General features: G+C 50.2%; 14 protein-coding genes and 3 pseudogenes. 13 read left to right on the forward strand and 4 right to left on the reverse strand.

What is annotated here, in order from left to right; genetic code table 11:
* Nucleotides 1-347: 347 nt before the first annotated feature.
* The 5 genes from SK32_RS22060 (at nt 348) to SK32_RS22080 (ending at nt 7312) form a co-directional block, all read left to right on the forward strand.
* Nucleotides 348-1979, forward strand: a complete 1632-nt coding sequence (locus tag SK32_RS22060) for a sensor histidine kinase (protein ID WP_048213859.1) — start codon at nt 348-350, stop codon at nt 1977-1979.
* Nucleotides 1976-2695, forward strand: coding sequence for a two-component system response regulator DcuR (dcuR, locus tag SK32_RS22065; protein ID WP_048213860.1), 720 nt, complete (start codon nt 1976-1978; stop codon nt 2693-2695). The genes SK32_RS22060 and dcuR overlap by 4 nt, the downstream gene beginning before the upstream one ends.
* Nucleotides 2696-3448: 753 nt before the next feature.
* Nucleotides 3449-4789 carry an anaerobic C4-dicarboxylate transporter DcuB gene (dcuB, locus tag SK32_RS22070; RefSeq protein WP_048213861.1) on the forward strand — a complete coding sequence of 447 codons (1341 nt, stop codon included), beginning with the start codon at nt 3449-3451 and terminating at the stop codon, nt 4787-4789.
* 96 nt (nt 4790-4885) lie between these two features.
* Nucleotides 4886-6532 carry a class I fumarate hydratase FumA gene (gene fumA, locus SK32_RS22075; protein WP_048213862.1) on the forward strand — a complete coding sequence of 549 codons (1647 nt, stop codon included), beginning with the start codon at nt 4886-4888 and terminating at the stop codon, nt 6530-6532.
* Between the two features lie 147 nt (nt 6533-6679).
* Complete coding sequence (locus tag SK32_RS22080) at nt 6680-7312, forward strand: DUF2238 domain-containing protein (protein ID WP_048213863.1); 633 nt, start codon at nt 6680-6682, stop codon at nt 7310-7312.
* An 87-nt stretch (nt 7313-7399) separates the two neighbouring features.
* Here the strand turns inward: SK32_RS22080 and SK32_RS22085 are convergent.
* Nucleotides 7400-7713 (reverse strand): annotated as a pseudogene (locus SK32_RS22085) (alpha-glucosidase/alpha-galactosidase); the annotation flags it as partial.
* The gene (locus SK32_RS22090) at nt 7694-8059 is read right to left on the reverse strand and encodes a hypothetical protein (RefSeq protein ID WP_048213865.1); all 366 of its coding nucleotides are present in this window, start codon (nt 8057-8059) and stop codon (nt 7694-7696) included. The pseudogene SK32_RS22085 and the gene SK32_RS22090, both read right to left, overlap by 20 nt.
* Before the next feature lie 112 nt (nt 8060-8171).
* Between SK32_RS22090 and adiA the strand changes: the two are divergent.
* The 8 genes and pseudogenes from adiA to pmrB form a co-directional block, all read left to right on the forward strand.
* A pseudogene (gene adiA / locus SK32_RS22095) lies at nt 8172-9785 on the forward strand (arginine decarboxylase); the annotation flags it as partial.
* 34 nt (nt 9786-9819) lie between these two features.
* Nucleotides 9820-11033 (forward strand): IS3 family transposase gene (locus SK32_RS25865; RefSeq protein WP_148735742.1). Its coding sequence is split into 2 segments (ribosomal slippage): nt 9820-10114 and nt 10114-11033, totalling 1215 coding nucleotides; the frame shifts between segments, so codons are not numbered across the junction.
* A 7-nt stretch (nt 11034-11040) separates the two neighbouring features.
* Nucleotides 11041-11700 (forward strand): annotated as a pseudogene (locus SK32_RS22110) (arginine decarboxylase); the annotation flags it as partial.
* A 315-nt stretch (nt 11701-12015) separates the two neighbouring features.
* Nucleotides 12016-12777: an AraC family transcriptional regulator gene (locus SK32_RS22115; protein WP_048213867.1), complete on the forward strand. Its 762-nt coding sequence runs from the start codon at nt 12016-12018 to the stop codon at nt 12775-12777.
* Nucleotides 12778-12904: 127 nt separating this feature from the next.
* Complete coding sequence (gene adiC / locus SK32_RS22120; protein ID WP_048213868.1) at nt 12905-14242, forward strand: arginine/agmatine antiporter; 1338 nt, start codon at nt 12905-12907, stop codon at nt 14240-14242.
* A gap of 147 nt (nt 14243-14389) precedes the next feature.
* Nucleotides 14390-16027, forward strand: coding sequence for a phosphoethanolamine transferase EptA (gene eptA / locus SK32_RS22125; protein ID WP_048213869.1), 1638 nt, complete (start codon nt 14390-14392; stop codon nt 16025-16027).
* A 4-nt stretch (nt 16028-16031) separates the two neighbouring features.
* Nucleotides 16032-16700 (forward strand): two-component system response regulator PmrA, encoded by a 669-nt coding sequence (gene pmrA, locus SK32_RS22130; protein WP_048213870.1) that lies wholly within the window; start codon nt 16032-16034, stop codon nt 16698-16700.
* Between the two features lie 9 nt (nt 16701-16709).
* The gene (gene pmrB / locus SK32_RS22135) at nt 16710-17783 is read left to right on the forward strand and encodes a two-component system sensor histidine kinase PmrB (RefSeq protein WP_086523823.1); all 1074 of its coding nucleotides are present in this window, start codon (nt 16710-16712) and stop codon (nt 17781-17783) included.
* On the opposite strand, the gene pmrR is transcribed toward pmrB, so the two are convergent.
* Both pmrR and proP read right to left on the reverse strand, forming a co-directional pair.
* On the reverse strand, nt 17777-17866 hold the full coding sequence (pmrR, locus tag SK32_RS26775; RefSeq protein WP_003826741.1) for an LpxT activity modulator PmrR: 90 nt from the start codon (nt 17864-17866) through the stop codon (nt 17777-17779). The genes pmrB and pmrR overlap by 7 nt on opposite strands.
* A 156-nt stretch (nt 17867-18022) precedes the next feature.
* Entirely contained in the window at nt 18023-19525 is a 1503-nt protein-coding gene (gene proP / locus SK32_RS22145) for a glycine betaine/L-proline transporter ProP (protein ID WP_048213872.1), read from the reverse strand.
* Between the last annotated feature and the right edge of the window lie 23 nt (nt 19526-19548).

Here is a 19548-nt window from a genome sequence, read left to right on the forward strand (position 1 = left end):
ATCCGCCGTGTCGATGGAGGCGCATTATAGGGAGTTTCCCTCAACCCGCAACCCTTAAATGACAGAAAAATGACTGACTGCTGCAATCCCCAGCAGACCCCCGCCTTATACCCATTTACACACAGAGTTATCCACAAAGCCGTCAATATTTCCTGCATCACATCCCGGAAAAAGAAGAAACCAACATTGAATCCTCTTTTCTATATAGAAAGAAAATAACGGATGCCCGTTTTCTACTACATATATAAGAAGGGATGGCGGCGGGAGTGCCCGGATCCCCTACTACCTTTGAATTACGTACCTCATCAGGCGATAATACCCGCACAAACAGTGATTCCAGGACTGCGATGAGACACCCTCTGCAACGAACGGCTATACGCAAACGCCCGATGAAACTCGGCACAACCGTGATCCTCATGGTCAGCGCGGTCCTCTTCTCTGTGCTACTCGTCGTTCATTTGATTTACTTCTCGCAAATCAGCAACACGACACGTGATGCCTTAGCAGACAAAGCGCTTGCGGTCGCGCGAACGTTGGCAAACTCTCCTGAAATCCGCGAGGGGCTCAAGAAAAAGCCTGAGGACAGCGGCATCCAGGCAATTGCTCAAGCGGTAAATAAGCGCAACGATTTTTTATTCATCGTTGTCACGGATATGAAAAGCATTCGTTATTCGCACCCTGAAGCACAACGTATCGGCCAACCGTTTAAAGGCGACGATATCCTGTTGGCGTTACAGGGCAAAGAGAACGTTGCCATTAATCGCGGCTTTCTGGCTAAAGCGCTACGCGTTTTCACCCCTATTTATGACGATCATCACCAGCAGATTGGGGTTGTGTCGATCGGTCTCGAGTTAAGCAGGGTCACCGAACAGATCAATAACAGCCGCGGCAGTATCTTTTGGTCTATCTTATTTGGCGTTCTGGTTGGGTTACTAGGTACCTGGGTATTGGTGAAGGTTCTCAAACGCATTCTGTTTGGTCTGGAGCCTTATGAAATATCCAACCTGTTCGAACAGCGCCAGGCGATGCTGCACTCTATAAAGGAGGGGGTCATTGCCGTTGATGATAGTGGTGAGGTCACGCTAATAAACCAGGCCGCCCAGGAGCTATTGGATTACCGAAAGTCGCAGGATGATGCCCAACTCTCCACACTCAGCCATGCATGGTCTCAGGTAGTTGATCTTTCGCAGGTGCTACGTGATGGAACGCCACGCCGTGATGAGGAGATCACGGTGAAGGACCGGCTGCTTTTAATCAACACCGTTCCAGTACTCAGCAATGGCAGAATCATCGGGGCAATTTCAACGTTCAGAGACAAAACGGAAGTCCGAAAACTCATGCAACGTCTGGACGGTATGGTTAACTATGCCGATGCACTTCGTGAACGATCCCACGAATTCATGAACAAGTTACACGTGATTCTGGGATTATTGCACCTGAAAAGTTATAAGCAGTTGGAAAATTATATCATTAAGACGGCCAACAATTATCAGGAAGAGATTGGCTCACTGTTAGGCAAAATAAAATCACCGGTGATCGCGGGCTTTTTACTCAGTAAGATTAATCGCACATCTGATTTAGGTCATAGTCTGATCATTAGTAATGAAAGCCAGTTGCCGGAAAATAGTAATGAAGATCAGGTGGCAGTGTTGATCACCGTGCTGGGTAATTTGATTGAAAACGCCCTGGAGGCGCTAGGTCAAGAACCGGGGGGTGAGATCAGCGTATCCTTACATTATCGACACGGCTGGTTGCATTGCGAAGTGAATGACGATGGTCCGGGGATCGCCCCCGAACGCATTGACCACATCTTTGAGAAGGGCGTCTCGTCAAAAGGAACCGAACGAGGCGTCGGTTTAGCACTTGTGAAACAGCAGGTTGAAAACGTTGGCGGCAATATTTCCGTCGAATCCGAACCTGGGGTCTTCACCCAATTTTTTGTACAGTTACCGTGGAATGGTGAGAGGGCCAGCAGATGATCAATGTCTTAATTGTCGATGACGATGCAATGGTAGCGGAGTTAAACCGCCGTTATGTCGCGCAGCTGTCTGGTTTTCATTGCTGCGGAACGGCCTCTACTCTCGAAAAAGCCAAAGAGATCATCTTTCATGGCGAACATCGTATTGACCTGATTCTACTGGATATTTATATGCAGAAAGAAAACGGTCTGGACCTGTTACCCATTCTGCACAGCGAAGGCTGTAAATGTGATGTCATCGTCATCTCCTCCGCCGCCGATGCGACAACCATTAAAGACTCACTCCACTACGGTGTCGTTGATTATCTGATCAAACCATTTCAGGCCTCACGCTTTGAAGAAGCCTTAACCAACTGGCTGCAGAAGAAAACGGATATGGAGAAGCATCAGTACTATGAACAGTCAGAGCTTGACCAACTGATTCATGGTAGCTCTTCCAGCGAGCAGGAAACGCGGCGCTTACCCAAGGGGCTGACACCACAAACGTTACGTACGCTGTGTCAGTGGATTGATGAGCACCAGGACCAGGAATTCTCCACGGATGAACTGGCGAACGAGGTCAATATCTCCCGGGTCTCATGCCGTAAATACCTTATCTGGCTCGTCAATTGTCATATCTTATTTACCAGTATCCATTATGGTGTTACTGGCCGACCGGTTTACCGCTACCGCGTTCAGGCTGAGCATTACTCATTACTTAAACAATACTGCCAATAAAACGCTCCCCCAGGGATTATTCGTTATATAAAAGTAACAATTATTAAAATAATGAAAAATCCCTTTTTGTCCCGCTAAAACAGATAAATAGTGAATTTGCGTTAGATCAAATATATTTGTATCAAACATGTTAAATTCATTATTTTGTTATTGATAAACATCACACTGTTTTTAATTTCAAAATCGCTAACAAAAGTTAATTAAGTATTAACTAACCCACAGAGTGTGTATTTTTACTCCTAAAGGATTAGTCTGAATTTCATCAGACATAAAAATCTAGACTGGTAGCAATGGAGACCATGCTACGTACTATGGACACCGTACATTTTTGTGAGCAAATAAACGTATCCGTACGCCAGACTCATTACCACATGACATGGCGTGACCGCGATCACATAAAGAATACACTCACCTGGTATACCGGTGTTTTACGTAATAGCGGACAATGTAGAACCAACGGTCAGCCCCCGGAAAACCGGTGTAAGCCAGCCCAACTACAGCGTCAGCCGCAGCGCTTCATAACCAGCCCTACTTCCCATCGCCTGAGGATTCTCTCCTCTGATCAATGCCATAGAAAAAAGCTAAATATTTCCAGAAAGTTATAAATACATTCTAGCCAGACATTTAAACATTAATCGCAAATACGGACATATCGAATACTGACCATTTTTTGATGCTTATTCCGGCAAAAAAGAATGTGCCACAGATCCATTTTTCAAAAAATTGACTGGGTTTTTCGCGAGGGTAAATAAAATGTTATTTAGTATACAACTTCTCATAATATTAATATGTTTGTTTTATGGTGCCAGAAAGGGCGGTATCGCGCTGGGTTTGTTAGGCGGTATCGGCCTGGTTATTCTGGTTTTCGTGTTCCATCTCCAGCCGGGTAAACCCCCTGTTGATGTAATGCTGGTTATTATTGCCGTGGTGGCCGCTTCTGCAACCTTGCAAGCCTCCGGCGGTCTTGACGTTATGCTGCAAATTGCTGAAAAGCTGCTGCGTCGTAACCCAAAATACGTTTCTATCGTAGCACCATTTGTTACCTGTACCCTGACTATCCTGTGCGGTACCGGCCACGTGGTGTACACCATTCTGCCGATCATTTATGACGTCGCCATTAAGAACAATATTCGCCCGGAACGCCCAATGGCGGCGAGTTCTATCGGTGCACAGATGGGGATTATCGCCAGTCCGGTTTCTGTAGCCGTTGTCTCGCTGGTTGCGATGCTGGGTAACGTGACATTTGAAGGCAAGCACCTCGAATTCCTCGACCTGCTTGGCATCACCATTCCGTCTACCCTGCTGGGTATCCTGGCTATCGGTATTTTCAGCTGGTTCCGTGGTAAAGATCTGGATAAAGATGAAGAGTTCCAGAAGTTTATTTCCGTACCTGAAAACCATCACTATGTGTATGGCGACACGGCAACACTGTTAGACAAAAAACTGCCGAAAAGTAACTGGCTGGCAATGTGGATCTTCCTCGCTGCCATCGCCGTTGTTGCCGTGCTCGGTGCAGTATCTGAACTGCGCCCTTCTTTTGGTGGCAAACCGCTGTCAATGGTCCTGGTTATCCAGATGTTCATGCTGCTGACTGGCGCATTGATTATCATCTTAACCAAAACGAATCCCGCATCTATCTCAAAAAATGAAGTCTTCCGTTCAGGTATGATCGCGATTGTTGCGGTGTACGGTATTGCCTGGATGGCCGAAACCATGTTCGGTGCGCATATGTCTGAAATTCAGGGCGTACTGGGCGAGATGGTGAAAGAACATCCGTGGGCCTATGCGATCGTCCTGCTGTTAGTCTCCAAGTTTGTAAACTCTCAGGCTGCAGCGCTGGCCGCTATCGTTCCAGTCGCACTGGCTATCGGGGTTGATCCAGCGTACATCGTTGCTTCTGCTCCGGCTTGTTACGGTTACTACATTCTGCCGACCTACCCGAGCGATCTGGCTGCTATTCAGTTTGACCGTTCAGGTACCACCCACATTGGCCGTTTCGTTATCAACCACAGCTTCATTCTGCCTGGTTTGATCGGCGTAAGCGTATCCTGTGTCTTTGGTTGGGTCTTCGCCGCAATGTACGGTTTCCTGTAATCACACTTCGCGTGCCGTCCGCTATGGTGCGGCACGCCACCGTTAAGACGCAGAGAATTTTTAAATTCCTGATAAAAATGAAAAGGCTGGAAGCAAATGTCAAAAGTTGAATTCACTTACCAGGCGGCTTTCCCACTGGGGGAAGACAAAACTGAGTACTACCTGCTGACATCCGATCACGTCAGCGTCGGCGAGTTTGAAGGCGAGTCAATCCTGAAAGTAGCGCCTGAAGCACTTACGCTACTGGCCCAGCAAGCCTTCCACGATGCCTCCTTCATGCTTCGCCCTGAACACCAACAGCAAGTCGCCTCCATACTCCATGATCCTGAAGCCAGCGAAAACGATAAGTATGTTGCGCTGCAATTCCTGAGAAACTCCGAGATTGCCGCCAAAGGCGTATTGCCAACCTGTCAGGATACCGGCACGGCCATTATCATGGGTAAAAAAGGTCAACGTGTCTGGACCGGCGGCGGTGACGAAGCGGCGCTCTCCAGAGGCGTATTTAATACCTATACTGAAGATAACCTGCGCTACTCGCAAAACGCGGCGCTGGATATGTACAAAGAAGTGAATACCGGCACTAACCTGCCTGCGCAAATCGACCTGTACAGCGTGGACGGCGACGAATATAAATTCCTGTGCGTGGCAAAAGGCGGCGGTTCTGCCAACAAAACCTATCTGTATCAGGAAACGAAAGCACTGCTGACTCCCGGCAAACTGAAAAACTTCCTGGTTGAGAAAATGCGTACGCTGGGGACTGCAGCTTGCCCGCCGTACCATATCGCATTTGTAATTGGTGGTACGTCAGCAGAAAGCACCCTCAAAACGGTGAAACTGGCCAGCACACACTACTATGATGCGCTGCCGACTGAAGGTAACGCTCACGGTCAGGCATTTCGCGATCTGCAACTGGAACAAGAACTGCTGATCGAGGCCCAGAAACTCGGCCTCGGCGCCCAGTTTGGCGGGAAATATTTCGCTCACGACATCCGCGTGATTCGACTGCCTCGCCACGGCGCATCCTGCCCGGTTGGTATGGGCGTTTCTTGCTCCGCAGACCGTAATATTAAAGCCAAGATTAACCGCGAAGGGATCTGGATTGAAAAACTGGAACATAACCCAGGTCAGTACATTCCGGAATCTCTACGCCAGGCGGGTGAAGGTGAAGTGGTTAAAGTTGACCTTAACCGCCCAATGAAAGAGATCCTCGCCCAGCTCTCTCAGTACCCGGTTTCTACTCGTCTGTCACTGAGCGGTACTATCATTGTCGGTCGTGACATTGCCCACGCGAAGTTAAAAGAACGTATTGAGTCCGGCGAAGGTTTACCGCAGTACGTGAAAGATCATCCGATCTACTACGCGGGTCCGGCCAAAACGCCTGCAGGTTACCCGTCCGGTTCTTTGGGTCCAACCACTGCGGGTCGTATGGACTCCTATGTTGACCTGCTGCAGTCCCATGGCGGCAGCATGATCATGCTGGCGAAAGGTAACCGCAGCCAACAAGTGACCGACGCCTGCCATAAACACGGCGGCTTCTACTTAGGTAGCATCGGTGGTCCGGCAGCTGTACTGGCGCAACAGAGCATTAAGCATCTGGAATGCGTGGAATACCCAGAGCTGGGAATGGAAGCTATCTGGAAAATCGAAGTTGAAGATTTCCCTGCTTTCATCCTGGTCGATGACAAAGGCAACGATTTCTTCCAGCAAATCGTGAGCAAACAATGCGCTAACTGCGCGAAGTAACCTATTCGGCCCGGCACTGGACTGACACCAAATTTTTGGGGCCAGCCCAGTGATCCCCCCGGGCCAACTTTATCCCCCCATTAACTGGCGTTGAATTTTTGCCGTTCACAGTGAATAGTAATATTTTCCATTACTTGTGAATTCGCCATGCTCCGCACACTGAATCCTGTAATACTGAACACTGGCGCTATAGTGCTGGCGCTGATCCTTATCTACACTGGCTTCTGTGCCACCGAAAAATTGACCTGGCTGATGGAAGTGACGCCGGTCATTATTGTTGTGCCATTGCTGCTCGCCACCATGAAGCGCTACCCGCTGACTCCCATGCTCTACACGCTTATCTTCTTTCATGCCATCATTTTGATGGTTGGCGGCATGTATACCTATGCCAAAGTCCCCATTGGTTTTGAAGTGCAGGCGTGGTTGGATCTCAGTCGCAACCCTTATGACAAACTGGGTCATTTTTTCCAGGGACTGGTGCCAGCGCTGACGGCAAGAGAGATTTTAGTCCGCGGCAATATTGTCCGCGGCCGCAAGATGTTAGCGTTTTTAGTCTGCTGCGTAGCACTGGCAATCAGCGCCACCTATGAGCTCATTGAATGGTGGGCGGCACTGGCGATGGGGCAAGGCGCGGATGACTTCCTGGGTACGCAGGGCGATCCATGGGATACCCAGTCGGATATGTTCTGCGCCCTGCTCGGCGCGCTAACGACAGTGCTTGTACTGGCGCGAGTTCACTGTGCACAGCTGCGTCGCTACGGACTGGTAATCGCCAACTAAATATACATACTGCCGGATGTCGATAACGTTCATCCGGCAGACGCAAGATGGACCTTATTGATGCAACCAGGCCGGCAACCACTCACCGTGCGCGTCAATGAGGTCTTCACGACCCGGTTTGATAAACCACGGCGTGTATTCAGCAAAGTGTTCCGACGACTCGGTGACGAAATACCCAATTTTTTGAACATTTCATAACGCACAATGTTCTGGCAGCGAGTATTGCCGTGGATATTCGGTTTCGGGACCTGGCCCGTTGCATAAGCTGCCAGCAGTTCCGGATAGAGATCGACATAGGTCCCATCAGCCGTTTTACGCTCCAGTTGCAGATAAAACGCCATATGGTTGATCCCGGCGCAACAATAACGCAACGAAGCAGGATCAATATCCAGATCCCGCGCCGATAAAAGTAATTTTGGGTGCAGACATCATGACTCTCCAGAACGTGGGGTGATGACGCAATGGTGTCATGAGGACGCAAGAAAAACGTCCGGCTTCTGCACCGAGTACTCCCAAAAACTCAGTTCGCCTTTTCGTTCGGGCGAAAACTGAGCCAGCAACATCGACAATCGATAGCCGGATAAGCGTCGGATGGCGCAAACACATGCCCACTGACAGCACACCCCATTCGGCAATATCAGTATCAGCCAAAAAAATAATTCCCCTGTCGATAAACAATGCTGAAAAACTGCCTTCGATGAATATTAACTGTTTGTTTATAAAGGAATAAAAATAAAATACGCTCATTTATCAGCCACTTTACAGCCCAATTTGTCAGGATAATACTTGCCTGCGTCACATTCATACGGTGTGTCTGCAATCCATAAATTGCAACCTCTCCACTACCGGGTAAAAGATGATGAAAGTATTAATTGTTGAAAGTGAGTTTCTGCATCAGGACACCTGGGTTGGTAGCGCTGTTGAGCGTCTGGCTGATGCCTTAAGTCGCCAAAATGTTACCGTCATTAAATCCACCTCATTCGACGATGGTTATGCCATCCTCGCGGCAAATGAAGCCATCGATTGCCTGATGTTCAGCTATCAAATGGAACAACAAGATGAACACCTGAATGTCAGGCAATTGATCGGCAAGCTCCACGAACGCCAGCAAAACGTCCCCGTTTTCCTGCTGGGCGATCGGGAAAAAGCCACCGCATCGCTGGATCGCGATCTGCTGGAGCTTGTCGATGAATTCGCCTGGATTCTTGAAGATACCGCTGACTTTATCGCCGGGCGCGCCGTTGCTGCGATGACCCGTTACCGCCAACAGCTGTTACCACCGCTGTTCAGCGCGCTGATGAAATACAGTGACATTCACGAATATTCCTGGGCAGCCCCTGGTCACCAGGGCGGCGTGGGATTTACTAAAACGCCGGCCGGTCGTTTCTATCATGACTACTACGGTGAAAACCTATTCCGTAGCGACATGGGTATTGAACGCGCATCACTGGGTTCACTGCTTGACCATACTGGCGCGTTTGGTGAAAGCGAAAAATATGCCGCACGTGTCTTCGGCGCTGACCACTCATGGTCCGTGGTGGTCGGTACTTCTGGCTCTAACCGCACCATCATGCAGGCATGCATGACTGATAACGATGTGGTAGTGCTGGACCGTAACTGCCATAAATCCATTGAACAAGGGCTCATTCTTACCGGGGCAAAACCGGTGTACATGGTACCAAGCCGCAACCGCTACGGCATTATCGGGCCTATCTACCCGCAGGAAATGCAGCCCGAAACATTGCAAAGAAAAATCAGCGAAAGCCCACTGACAAAAGACAAAACCGGACAGAAACCGTCATATAGCGTTGTAACCAACTGCACCTATGACGGCGTCTGCTACAACGCAAAAGAGGCGCAAGACCTGCTAGCCCAGACCAGCGATCGCATTCATTTCGATGAAGCCTGGTACGGCTATGCGCGTTTCAACCCGATTTATGCCGATCACTACGCTATGCGTGGTGCACCTGGCGACCATAACGGCCCCACCGTTTTTGCCACCCACTCGACCCATAAGTTGCTGAATGCGCTCTCTCAGGCATCTTACATTCACGTCCGTGAAGGCCGTGGCGCGGTTAATTTCTCCCGCTTTAACCAGGCGTACATGATGCACGCCACCACGTCTCCGCTGTATGCCATCTGTGCATCAAACGACGTGGCAGTTTCCATGATGGACGGTAACAGTGGCCTGTCGCTCACCCAGGAAGTGATCGATGAAGCCGTCGATTTCCGTCAGGCGATGGCACGGTTGTACAAAGAATTCACGGCTGAGGGCGACTGGTTCTTCAAACCGTGGAACAAAGAGGTGGTTACCGATCCGCAGACCGGAAAAACCTATGACTTTGCCGATGCGCCAACCCAACTCCTGACGACCGACCAGAACTGCTGGGTAATGCGCCCCGGTGAATCCTGGCATGGGTTTAAAGACCTGCCAGATAACTGGAGCATGCTGGACCCCATTAAAGTCAGTATGTAGTGGCACAGTAAATTTGGCCACCTGATTAAAGGTGATATTCTCACCACAACATAAAACAGGTGACTTAATGAACAAGAAAACTAAACGTACTTTCACCCCTGAGTTCAGGCTGGAATGTGCACAGCTGATTGTTGATAAAGGCTACTCATATCGACAAGCCAGTGAAGCAATGAATGTTGGTTCTACCACGCTTGAGTCCTGGGTACGCCAGCTCAGACGAGAGCGCCAGGGGATTACGCCCACTGCCACGCCCATTACTCCAGACCAGCAACGTATCCGCGAGCTGGAAAAGCAGGTTCGCCGTCTGGAGGAACAAAATACGATATTAAAAAAGGCTACTGCGCTCTTGATGTCCGACTCGCTGAACGGTTCACGATAGTTGCCAGACTGAGTGACAGCCACACGGTTGTCAGCCTGTGCTCCGCGCTGGAAATACACCGCAGCAGTTACCGGTACTGGCGAAAACGACGCGATATGGTTAATCCGGTACACGTCAGGTTGTGCAGCGAAATACGTCGGGCGTGGAACCAGAGTCGGGGCTCTGCGGGGGCACGCACTCTGGCTGACATGCTGACCCAAAACGGCGTCGCGATGAGCCGTTACCGTGCCGGACGTCTGATGAAATATCTGAACCTGAGCAGTTATCAGCCCGGAAAACATCAGTACAAAAATGCCCGTCAGGAGCATACCTGCCTGCCGAATCTGCTCGAGCGTCAGTTCGCTGTGCCCGAACCAGACCGGGTGTGGTGCGGAGACATTACGTATCTCTGGGCAGGAAATCGCTGGTGCTATCTGGCGGTCGTCATGGATCTTTTTGCCCGCAGGGTTGTCGGCTGGAGTCTGTCAGTACATGCCGATACCGCACTGATAAGCAGTGCCCTGCGGATGGCCTATGAAACGCGTGGTCAACCGCGTGATGTCATGTTCCATAGCGACCAGGGAAGCCAATATACAGGTCTGAAATATCAGCAACTTCTCTGGCGTTACAGAATAAAACAAAGCGTCAGTCGACGGGGAAACTGCTGGGATAACAGTCCAATGGAACGCTTCTTCCGCAGTCTGAAAACAGAATGGGTGCCAGCACATGGTTATGCAGGCAAGGACGAGGCCCGGCAGCAAATTAATGATTACATACTGAACTACTACAACAGCGTCAGACCTCACCATTATAACGGTGGACTGACGCCGGAAGAGTCTGAGAACAGATACCATTTTTACTGTAAAACTGTGGCCAGTATTACTTGACCACTACAGTATTCTGGCGCCAGGTATGGGTGATGATGGTGAACTGGAACAGACCGGTGTTCCGGCGGCGCTGGTTACCGCCTGGCTTAGCCGCCACGGCATCGTACCGACCCGTACCACCGATTTCCAGATTATGTTCTTGTTCTCAATGGGGATCACCCGTGGTAAATGGGGCACGCTGATAAACACACTGTGCTCTTTCAAACACCACTATGATGCCAATACTCCGCTCTCACAGGTGATGCCGGAACTGGTAGAGGAACATCCTGACACTTACGCAAACATGGGTATTCACGATCTGGGCGACACCATGTTCGCCTGGCTGAAAGAAAATAACCCAGGTAGCCGACTCAATGCGGCCTACTCTGGCCTGCCTGTTGCTGAAATGACCCCGCGTGAAGCCTATAACGCGATAGTCAGCGATAACGTTGAGATGGTGGCGATTGAAAATCTGCCGGGTCGTATCGCAGCCAACTCCGTCATTCCTTACCCACCGGGAATTCCAATGCTGCTGTCCGGGGAAAACTTTGGCGATGCCAACAGCCCGCAGATTAGTTATCTACGTTCGTTGTAATCCTGGGATCATCATTTTCCTGGCTTTGAACATGAAACCGAAGGAACGGAAATTATTGACGGTGTGTATCACGTCATGTGCGTGAAAGCCTAATGTCGTTTTTTAGATAGTCTATTTTTTATAAGGTTGACGTGTGATAGTTGAGTAATTCCTGAGTATTGCTGCAAAACAATAACATTGTCATACCTTTTGCGCGGGACCACCCCGCGCTTTTTTTATACGCAAATAGTACGTTGCCACTTGCGTAAAAAATTATGTACATGCCAAGAATCCCTACAGATATTGTAATTACTAAAAATCACGCTATTTTATCGCTTGTCTTGATTCATCATACAATTTTTTTTAGCCGCGATTACTCAGCAGGTGCTGAGTTACGGTATTTGATGTTCATATTCCGGGAGTTTGGGTATGAGGCTTTGCAGCAAAGAAGCTTGTGTTGTTGTATTAACGGAGAAAGATGTTTGGTTAAGGATTAACGGTAAAGAAGCCATCAGTTTAAAAGCTAACCACATGGCTCTGGTGGCGTGTGATAATAATATTATCGATTTTTCTTCACTTAATAACGCACTGGTCGTACATATCAGTCGCGATGTCATTAAAGACTATCTACGATTTTTAAATAAAGATCTTTCACAGTTCCCTCTCTGGCAACGTAGCGCCAATCCGGTGATGACCGCCGTATGCCTGACGCCGGATGTCTTTCGGGTTGCCGCTCAACACAGCGTGATGGAAACGCAAAACGAAGGCGAAAATGAGCGTACCCGTTCGCTACTGTTCACCGTATTATCGCGTTTTCTCGACAGCAAAAAGTTTATCTCCCTACTTATGCATATGTTACGCAATCGCATCAGCGACAGCGTTTACCACATCATTGAGAGCGATATTCATAAAGACTGGAATTTAAGCATGGTCGCTAGTTGCTTATGCCTGAGTCCCAGTTTGTTAAAGAAAAAGCTAAAAAATGAAAATACAAGTTACAGTCAAATAATAACCACGTGTCGTATGCGTTATGCCGTCAATCAATTAATGATGGACGGGAAAAACATTTCACAGGTATCTCAGCTGTGCGGATATAACAGTACTTCATACTTTATCTCCGTCTTCAAAGAGTTCTATGGAATGACGCCACTGCATTATGTCAGTCAACATCGGGAACCCTCCGCTGCCTGATTTTTGATCATTTAGCGATGAGCCATAATAATATCAGCATTGGCGATACCCCTGTTCCGCCATCATAAAATAGTCTTCTGAAGAGGTATGATGTGACGTCATTTATCCTTATCAGGAGTTAAAACATATGTCGACGGATGCTGATGCTCACAAAGTGGGCTTAATCCCCGTCACCCTTATGGTGTCGGGGAATATTATGGGTTCCGGTGTATTCCTGCTACCCGCAAACCTGGCGTCAACTGGCGGGATTGCAATCTACGGATGGTTGGTCACTATTATCGGTGCGCTGGCACTGTCGATGGTGTACGCCAAAATGTCGTCCTTAGACTCCAGTCCCGGTGGTTCTTACGCTTATGCGCGCCGCTGTTTCGGTCCTTTTTTAGGCTACCAGACCAACGTGCTGTACTGGCTGGCCTGCTGGATTGGTAACATCGCCATGGTCGTTATTGGCGTCGGTTACCTGAGCTACTTCTTCCCTATCTTAAAAGATCCGTTGGTTCTGACGCTCACCTGTGTCGTTGTACTGTGGGTTTTCGTCTTGCTGAATATTGTCGGTCCAAAAATGATCACTCGCGTGCAGGCCGTTGCGACAGTACTGGCGCTGGTGCCCATTGTCGGTATTGCCGTCTTCGGCTGGTTCTGGTTCCGCGGTGAAACCTATATGGCGGCCTGGAACGTCAGCGGCATGAATACCTTCGGCGCCATCCAAAGCACCTTAAACGTAACCTTATGGTCGTTCATTGGGGTTGAAAGCGCCTCCGTTGCCGCCGGTGTGGTTAAGAACCCGAAACGTAACGTCCCTATCGCCACCATTGGCGGGGTACTGATTGCCGCCGTCTGCTACGTGCTCTCCACCACCGCGATTATGGGTATGATCCCTAACGCTGCGCTGCGGGTGTCAGCCTCACCGTTTGGTGATGCTGCACGCATGGCACTGGGTGATACCGCTGGGGCCATTGTCTCCTTCTGTGCAGCGGCTGGGTGCCTTGGCTCACTGGGTGGTTGGACACTGTTGGCCGGCCAGACCGCAAAAGCGGCAGCCGATGACGGCCTGTTCCCACCGATTTTCGCTCGCGTCAACAAGGCGGGAACACCGGTTGCCGGGCTAATCATCGTCGGGATCCTGATGACCCTCTTCCAGTTCAGCAGCATGTCGCCAAACGCAGCAAAAGAATTTGGTCTGGTCTCTTCGGTCTCCGTTATCTTCACCCTGGTGCCATATCTGTACACCTGCGCGGCATTGCTGCTGCTGGGCCACGGTCACTTTGGTAAAGCGCGTCCGATGTACTTACTGGTGACCTTTGTGGCATTTGTCTACTGCATCTGGGCGGTGGTGGGTTCTGGCGCCAAAGAAGTGATGTGGTCGTTCGTGATGTTGATGGTAATCACCGCACTGTATGCGCTCAATTACAACCGGATCCATAAAAACCCGTATCCTCTGGATGCCCCGACCAACAATAATTAATGCCTGTAAGCGTCGTTGCCCGATGACATAAGCGTATCGGGCCTACGCATCACACACCCCACCAGTACCTGCTAACATTAAGAACTTAATGTTGGCTTAATTTTACTTTGAGAGGATCCGCTCCACTTAGTCGATGGAACCCCCTTAATGTTAAAGCTCCTGTTTAAAAGACCGACTCTCGGGCAAATCAGCTGGCTATTGCTGATCTCATTTTATCTTGCGACCTTCCTGAACATCGCGTTCTACAAACAGGTACTGCAAGACCTTCCGCTGGATTCCCTGCGCAATATCCTGGTGTTCTTATCGATGCCGGTTGTCGCGTTCAGCGTCATGAATATCGTGCTCACGCTGGCCTCTTTCCTGTGGCTTAACCGCCTGGTCGCGTGCATTTTCATTTTGGTCGGAGCATCCGCCCAGTATTTCATCATGACCTACGGCATCATCATCGACCGCTCGATGATCGCCAACATGATGGATACCACACCGGCTGAAACCTTCGCCCTCATGACGCCGCAAATGCTCCTGACGCTGGGGCTGAGCGGCATTCTGGCCGCCATCGTTGCCTGCTGGATAAGAATCAAACCCATTACGCCAGTGCTGCGCAGCGTGTTGTATCGCGCTGCGAATATCCTGATATCGGCACTGCTTATCGTGCTGGTCGCCGCCTTCTTCTATAAAGATTACGCATCGCTGTTTCGTAATAACAAAGAGCTGGTTAAGTCCCTCAGCCCGTCCAACAGCATCGTGGCAACGTCATCCTGGTATTCACACCAGAGACTGGCCAACCTGCCGCTGGTGCGTATTGGCGAAGATGCACACCGTAATCCAGAAATGGTGAAAGGAAAACGTAAGAACCTCACTATTGTGGTGCTCGGTGAAACGTCACGCGGCGACAACTTCTCTCTGTCAGGTTATTCACGTCAGACCAATCCGTTGCTGGAAAAAGATGATGTCGTTTATTTCCCGCATACAACGTCCTGCGGTACGGCGACAGCCGTTTCCGTTCCCTGCATGTTCTCCGACATGCCACGAGCGCATTACGATGAAGAGCTGGCTCACCACCAGGAAGGCGTACTCGATATCATCCAACGGGCGGGAATTAACGTTTTGTGGAATGATAACGACGGCGGCTGTAAAGGTGCCTGTGACCGCGTACCGCATCAGGATATGACTGCGCTGAACTTACCAGGACAGTGTATTAACGGTGAATGCTACGATGAAGTCCTGTTCCACGGGCTGGAAGAGTATATTAATAACCTGAAGGGCGACGGCGTGATCGTGCTGCACACCATCGGCAGCCATGGTCCAACCTATTACAACCGTTATCCGACACAGTTTAAGAAATTTACCCCAACCTGCGATACCAACGAAATTCAAACCTGTTCGCAGCAGCAACTGGTGAATACCTACGACAATACCATCCTGTACATTGACTATATTGTTGATAAAGCGATCAATATACTGAAAGCGCATCAGGACAATTTCACCACCAGCCTGGTTTATCTTTCCGATCACGGTGAATCCTTAGGAGAAAACGGCGTCTACTTGCACGGTCTGCCGTATTCGATTGCACCTGACACACAAAAACATGTACCGATGCTGTTGTGGCTCTCAGAAGATTATCAGCAACGCTATCAGGTCTCTCAGACATGTTTACAAAAACGGGCCAGCTCAGAAGATTTCTCACAGGATAATCTGTTCTCAACCCTGCTGGGATTAACGGGCGTGCAAACACAGAAATACCAAGCGGCAGATGATATTCTGCAACCCTGCCGGGGAGGCTAACCGAATGAAAATTCTGATTGTTGAAGACGATACGCTGTTACTACAGGGGCTGATACTTGCCGCACAAACGGAAGGCTACGCCTGCGATGGCGTATCCACGGCCCGTGCCGCCGAGCATTGCCTGGAAACGGGGCATTACAGCCTTGTCGTTCTGGATTTAGGTTTACCGGATGAGGATGGCCTGCATTTTCTGACCCGCATCAGGCAGAAAAAATACACCGTGCCGGTACTCATCCTGACCGCCCGCGACACCGTGAAAGACCGCATCACCGGACTGGATGTCGGCGCTGATGACTATCTGGTCAAACCGTTCGCGCTGGAAGAACTGCATGCCCGCATTCGGGCGCTGTTACGTCGGCATAACAATCAGGGTGAAAGTGAGATTATCATTGGCAACCTGACATTGAATATCGGCCGCCGCCAGGTGTGGATGGATGGACAAGAAATTGTCTTAACGCCAAAAGAGTACGCGCTATTGTCGCGGCTGATGCTCAAAGCGGGAAGCCCGGTACACCGGGAGATTTTGTATAACGACATCTACAGCTGGGACAACGAGCCATCAACCAATACGCTGGAAGTCCACATCCACAACCTGCGCGATAAAGTGGGAAAATCACGCATTCGCACGGTTCGAGGTTTTGGCTACATGCTGGCCGCTACTGAGGAAAGCTAAGTGAATTTGATGCGTTTTCTAAAACAACCGCTCCCGCTTCGCCAGCGTTTAATGCTGACGATCGGCCTGATTCTGCTGGTCTTCCAGCTGATTAGCACCTTCTGGTTGTGGCACGAAAGCACCGAGCAAATACAGCTGTTCGAACAGGCGTTACGCGAAAACCGTAACAACGATCGCCATATCATGCATGAGATCCGCGAGGCTATCGCCAGCCTGATCGTCCCCGGCATTTTTATGGTCAGCCTGACGCTCATTATTTGCTATCAGGCGGTACGGCGCATTACCCGTCCTCTTGCCGATCTCCAACAGGAGTTAGAAACTCGCACAGCGGATAATCTGGCTCCCATTAATATCCGTAGCTCCACCATTGAGATACAGGCGGTGGTGACGGCGCTCAATCAGTTGGTTACGCGGCTAACAACCACTATCGACAACGAGCGTCTGTTTACTGCCGACGTTGCCCATGAGCTACGAACGCCACTATCCGGCGTTCGTCTGCATCTGGAATTGCTGTCAAAAACCCACAATGTTGACGTTACGCCGCTCATCACCCGTCTCGACCAAATGATGGACAGCGTGTCGCAGCTGTTGCAACTCGCCCGTGTGGGTCAGTCGTTTTCGGCCGGAAGCTACCAGCACGTCAAACTACTGGAGGACGTGATTCTGCCCTCTTACGATGAACTCAGCACGATGCTGGACCAGCGCCAGCAAACGTTGCTCCTACCGGCGAGCGCAGAGGATGTCATCGTACGCGGCGACGCCACGCTATTGCGGATGCTGCTGAGAAATCTGGTGGAGAACGCCCATCGCTACAGCCCGGAAGGCACCCATATTACGATTAGCCTGAATACAGAGCATGATGCTGTCATGGCCGTCGAAGATGAAGGGCCAGGCATTGATGAAAGTAAATGTGGGGAACTGAGCAAAGCGTTTGTGCGTATGGATAGCCGTTTTGGCGGGATTGGGCTGGGGCTGAGCATTGTCAGTCGAATTACCCAGTTACATCACGGGCAGTTCTTTTTGCAAAACCGCCCAGGAGCCAGTGGCACTCGCGCCTGGGTGGTGCTGGAGAAAGATCAGTAAGAGCTCACCCACACGTACAAAAAACTGCTCACAATCAGTACGCTGCAAACGGTGGTCAAACTTTCATAAATACGGGTTTTCATGACACTCTCCTCCGATACTATGGAGGAGAGTTTGCCTGAAGGATATTAAGCCAACCTTAAGGCCACGCGCCGGATGGCGGCTGACGCCTTATCCGGCCTACAAAGTACAATGCTACCCGTAGGCCTAAAAGCTCGCGCCATCAGGCAATGACACGATTACTCATCAATACGCGGATGCTGCTGCACCAGGCGCGAACGCTTAAGCTGCAGCTCTGCAATTTCCTGATCGATGTCTTCGATTTTCTGCTCAATATTGTCGTAGTGCTCGCCGAGGATCTCTTTCGCTTCCTGAATATCCGAAGCGGCAGGTGTCGCCCCTTTCAGCGGCTGATTGGCGGTTTCTTTCATGGTCACGCCGGTAATTAAACCTATCACCGCAATCACCATCAGATAATAAGCTGGCATCATCAGGTTCTGCGAGCTTTCCACCAGCCAGGCGGCCAGCGTCGGGGTCAGACCAGCTACCAGGACCGAGATATTAAACGCGGCGGCCAGCGCACTGTAGCGAATATGTGTCGGGAACATCGCCGGTAACGTTGATGCCATCACCCCGGTGAAGCAGTTAAGGATCACCGCCAGCATCAGCAACCCGGCGAAAATCAGGCCAATAACGTTACTGTTAATCAGGATAAATGCCGGAATGGCCAGCACAAACAGCGCAATACTGCCCATAATCACAAACGGACGGCGTCCGAAGCGGTCACTCAGCAGCCCCATAATCGGCTGCACAAACAGCATACCAATCATAATGGCGATAATAATCAGCACACCGTGATCTTCAGAGTAGTGCAGGTTATGCGACAGGTAGCTCGGCATATAGGTGAGCAGCATATAGTAGGTGACGTTGGTCGCAATCACCAGACCGATGCACGCCAGCAGGCTACGCCAGTGTTTAGTCGCAATTTCTTTAAACGAAATCTTCGGTCCTTCCTGCAGACCCTGACGATCGCCCTGCTCCAGCTTGTCGACATGCTGCTGAAATGCAGGTGTTTCTTCCAGAGCATGACGCAGATACAGGCCAATCAGCCCTAACGGTAGCGCCAGGAAGAACGGAATACGCCAACCCCACTCAAGGAAGTTGTCTTCGCCGACGACAGTTGAGATCAGGACCACCACGCCCGCACCCAGCACAAACCCGGCAATCGAGCCGAAGTCCAGCCAACTGCCCATAAATCCACGCTTACGGTCCGGGGAATACTCTGCGACAAAAATCGACGCGCCGGTATACTCGCCGCCGACCGAAAAGCCCTGTGCCATCTTACACAGCAACAGCAGGATCGGTGCCCAGATACCAATAGACGCATACGAAGGGATCAACCCAATACAGAAGGTACTGATCGACATAATCACAATCGTGATAGCCAGGATCTTTTGGCGACCGTATTTATCGCCAAGCATACCGAAGAACAATCCGCCAAGCGGTCGAATCAGAAAGGGAACGGAGAAGGTAGCGAGTGCAGCAACCATCTGCACGCTGGGGTCAGCCCCCGGGAAGAACACTTTACCTAATGCGTAAGCAACAAACCCATAAACACCAAAATCAAACCACTCCATTGCATTACCGAGTGACGCGGCGGTAATAGCTTTTCGCAGTTTTCCGTCATCAATAATGGTGACGTCGCGAAGCGTAATTGGCTTTATTTTTTTCCTTTTTAGCATACCAGTCCTCATAGACTTAGCCC

The organism is Citrobacter sp. MGH100, from assembly GCF_001034465.1.
Lineage (GTDB): Bacteria > Pseudomonadota > Gammaproteobacteria > Enterobacterales > Enterobacteriaceae > Citrobacter > Citrobacter youngae.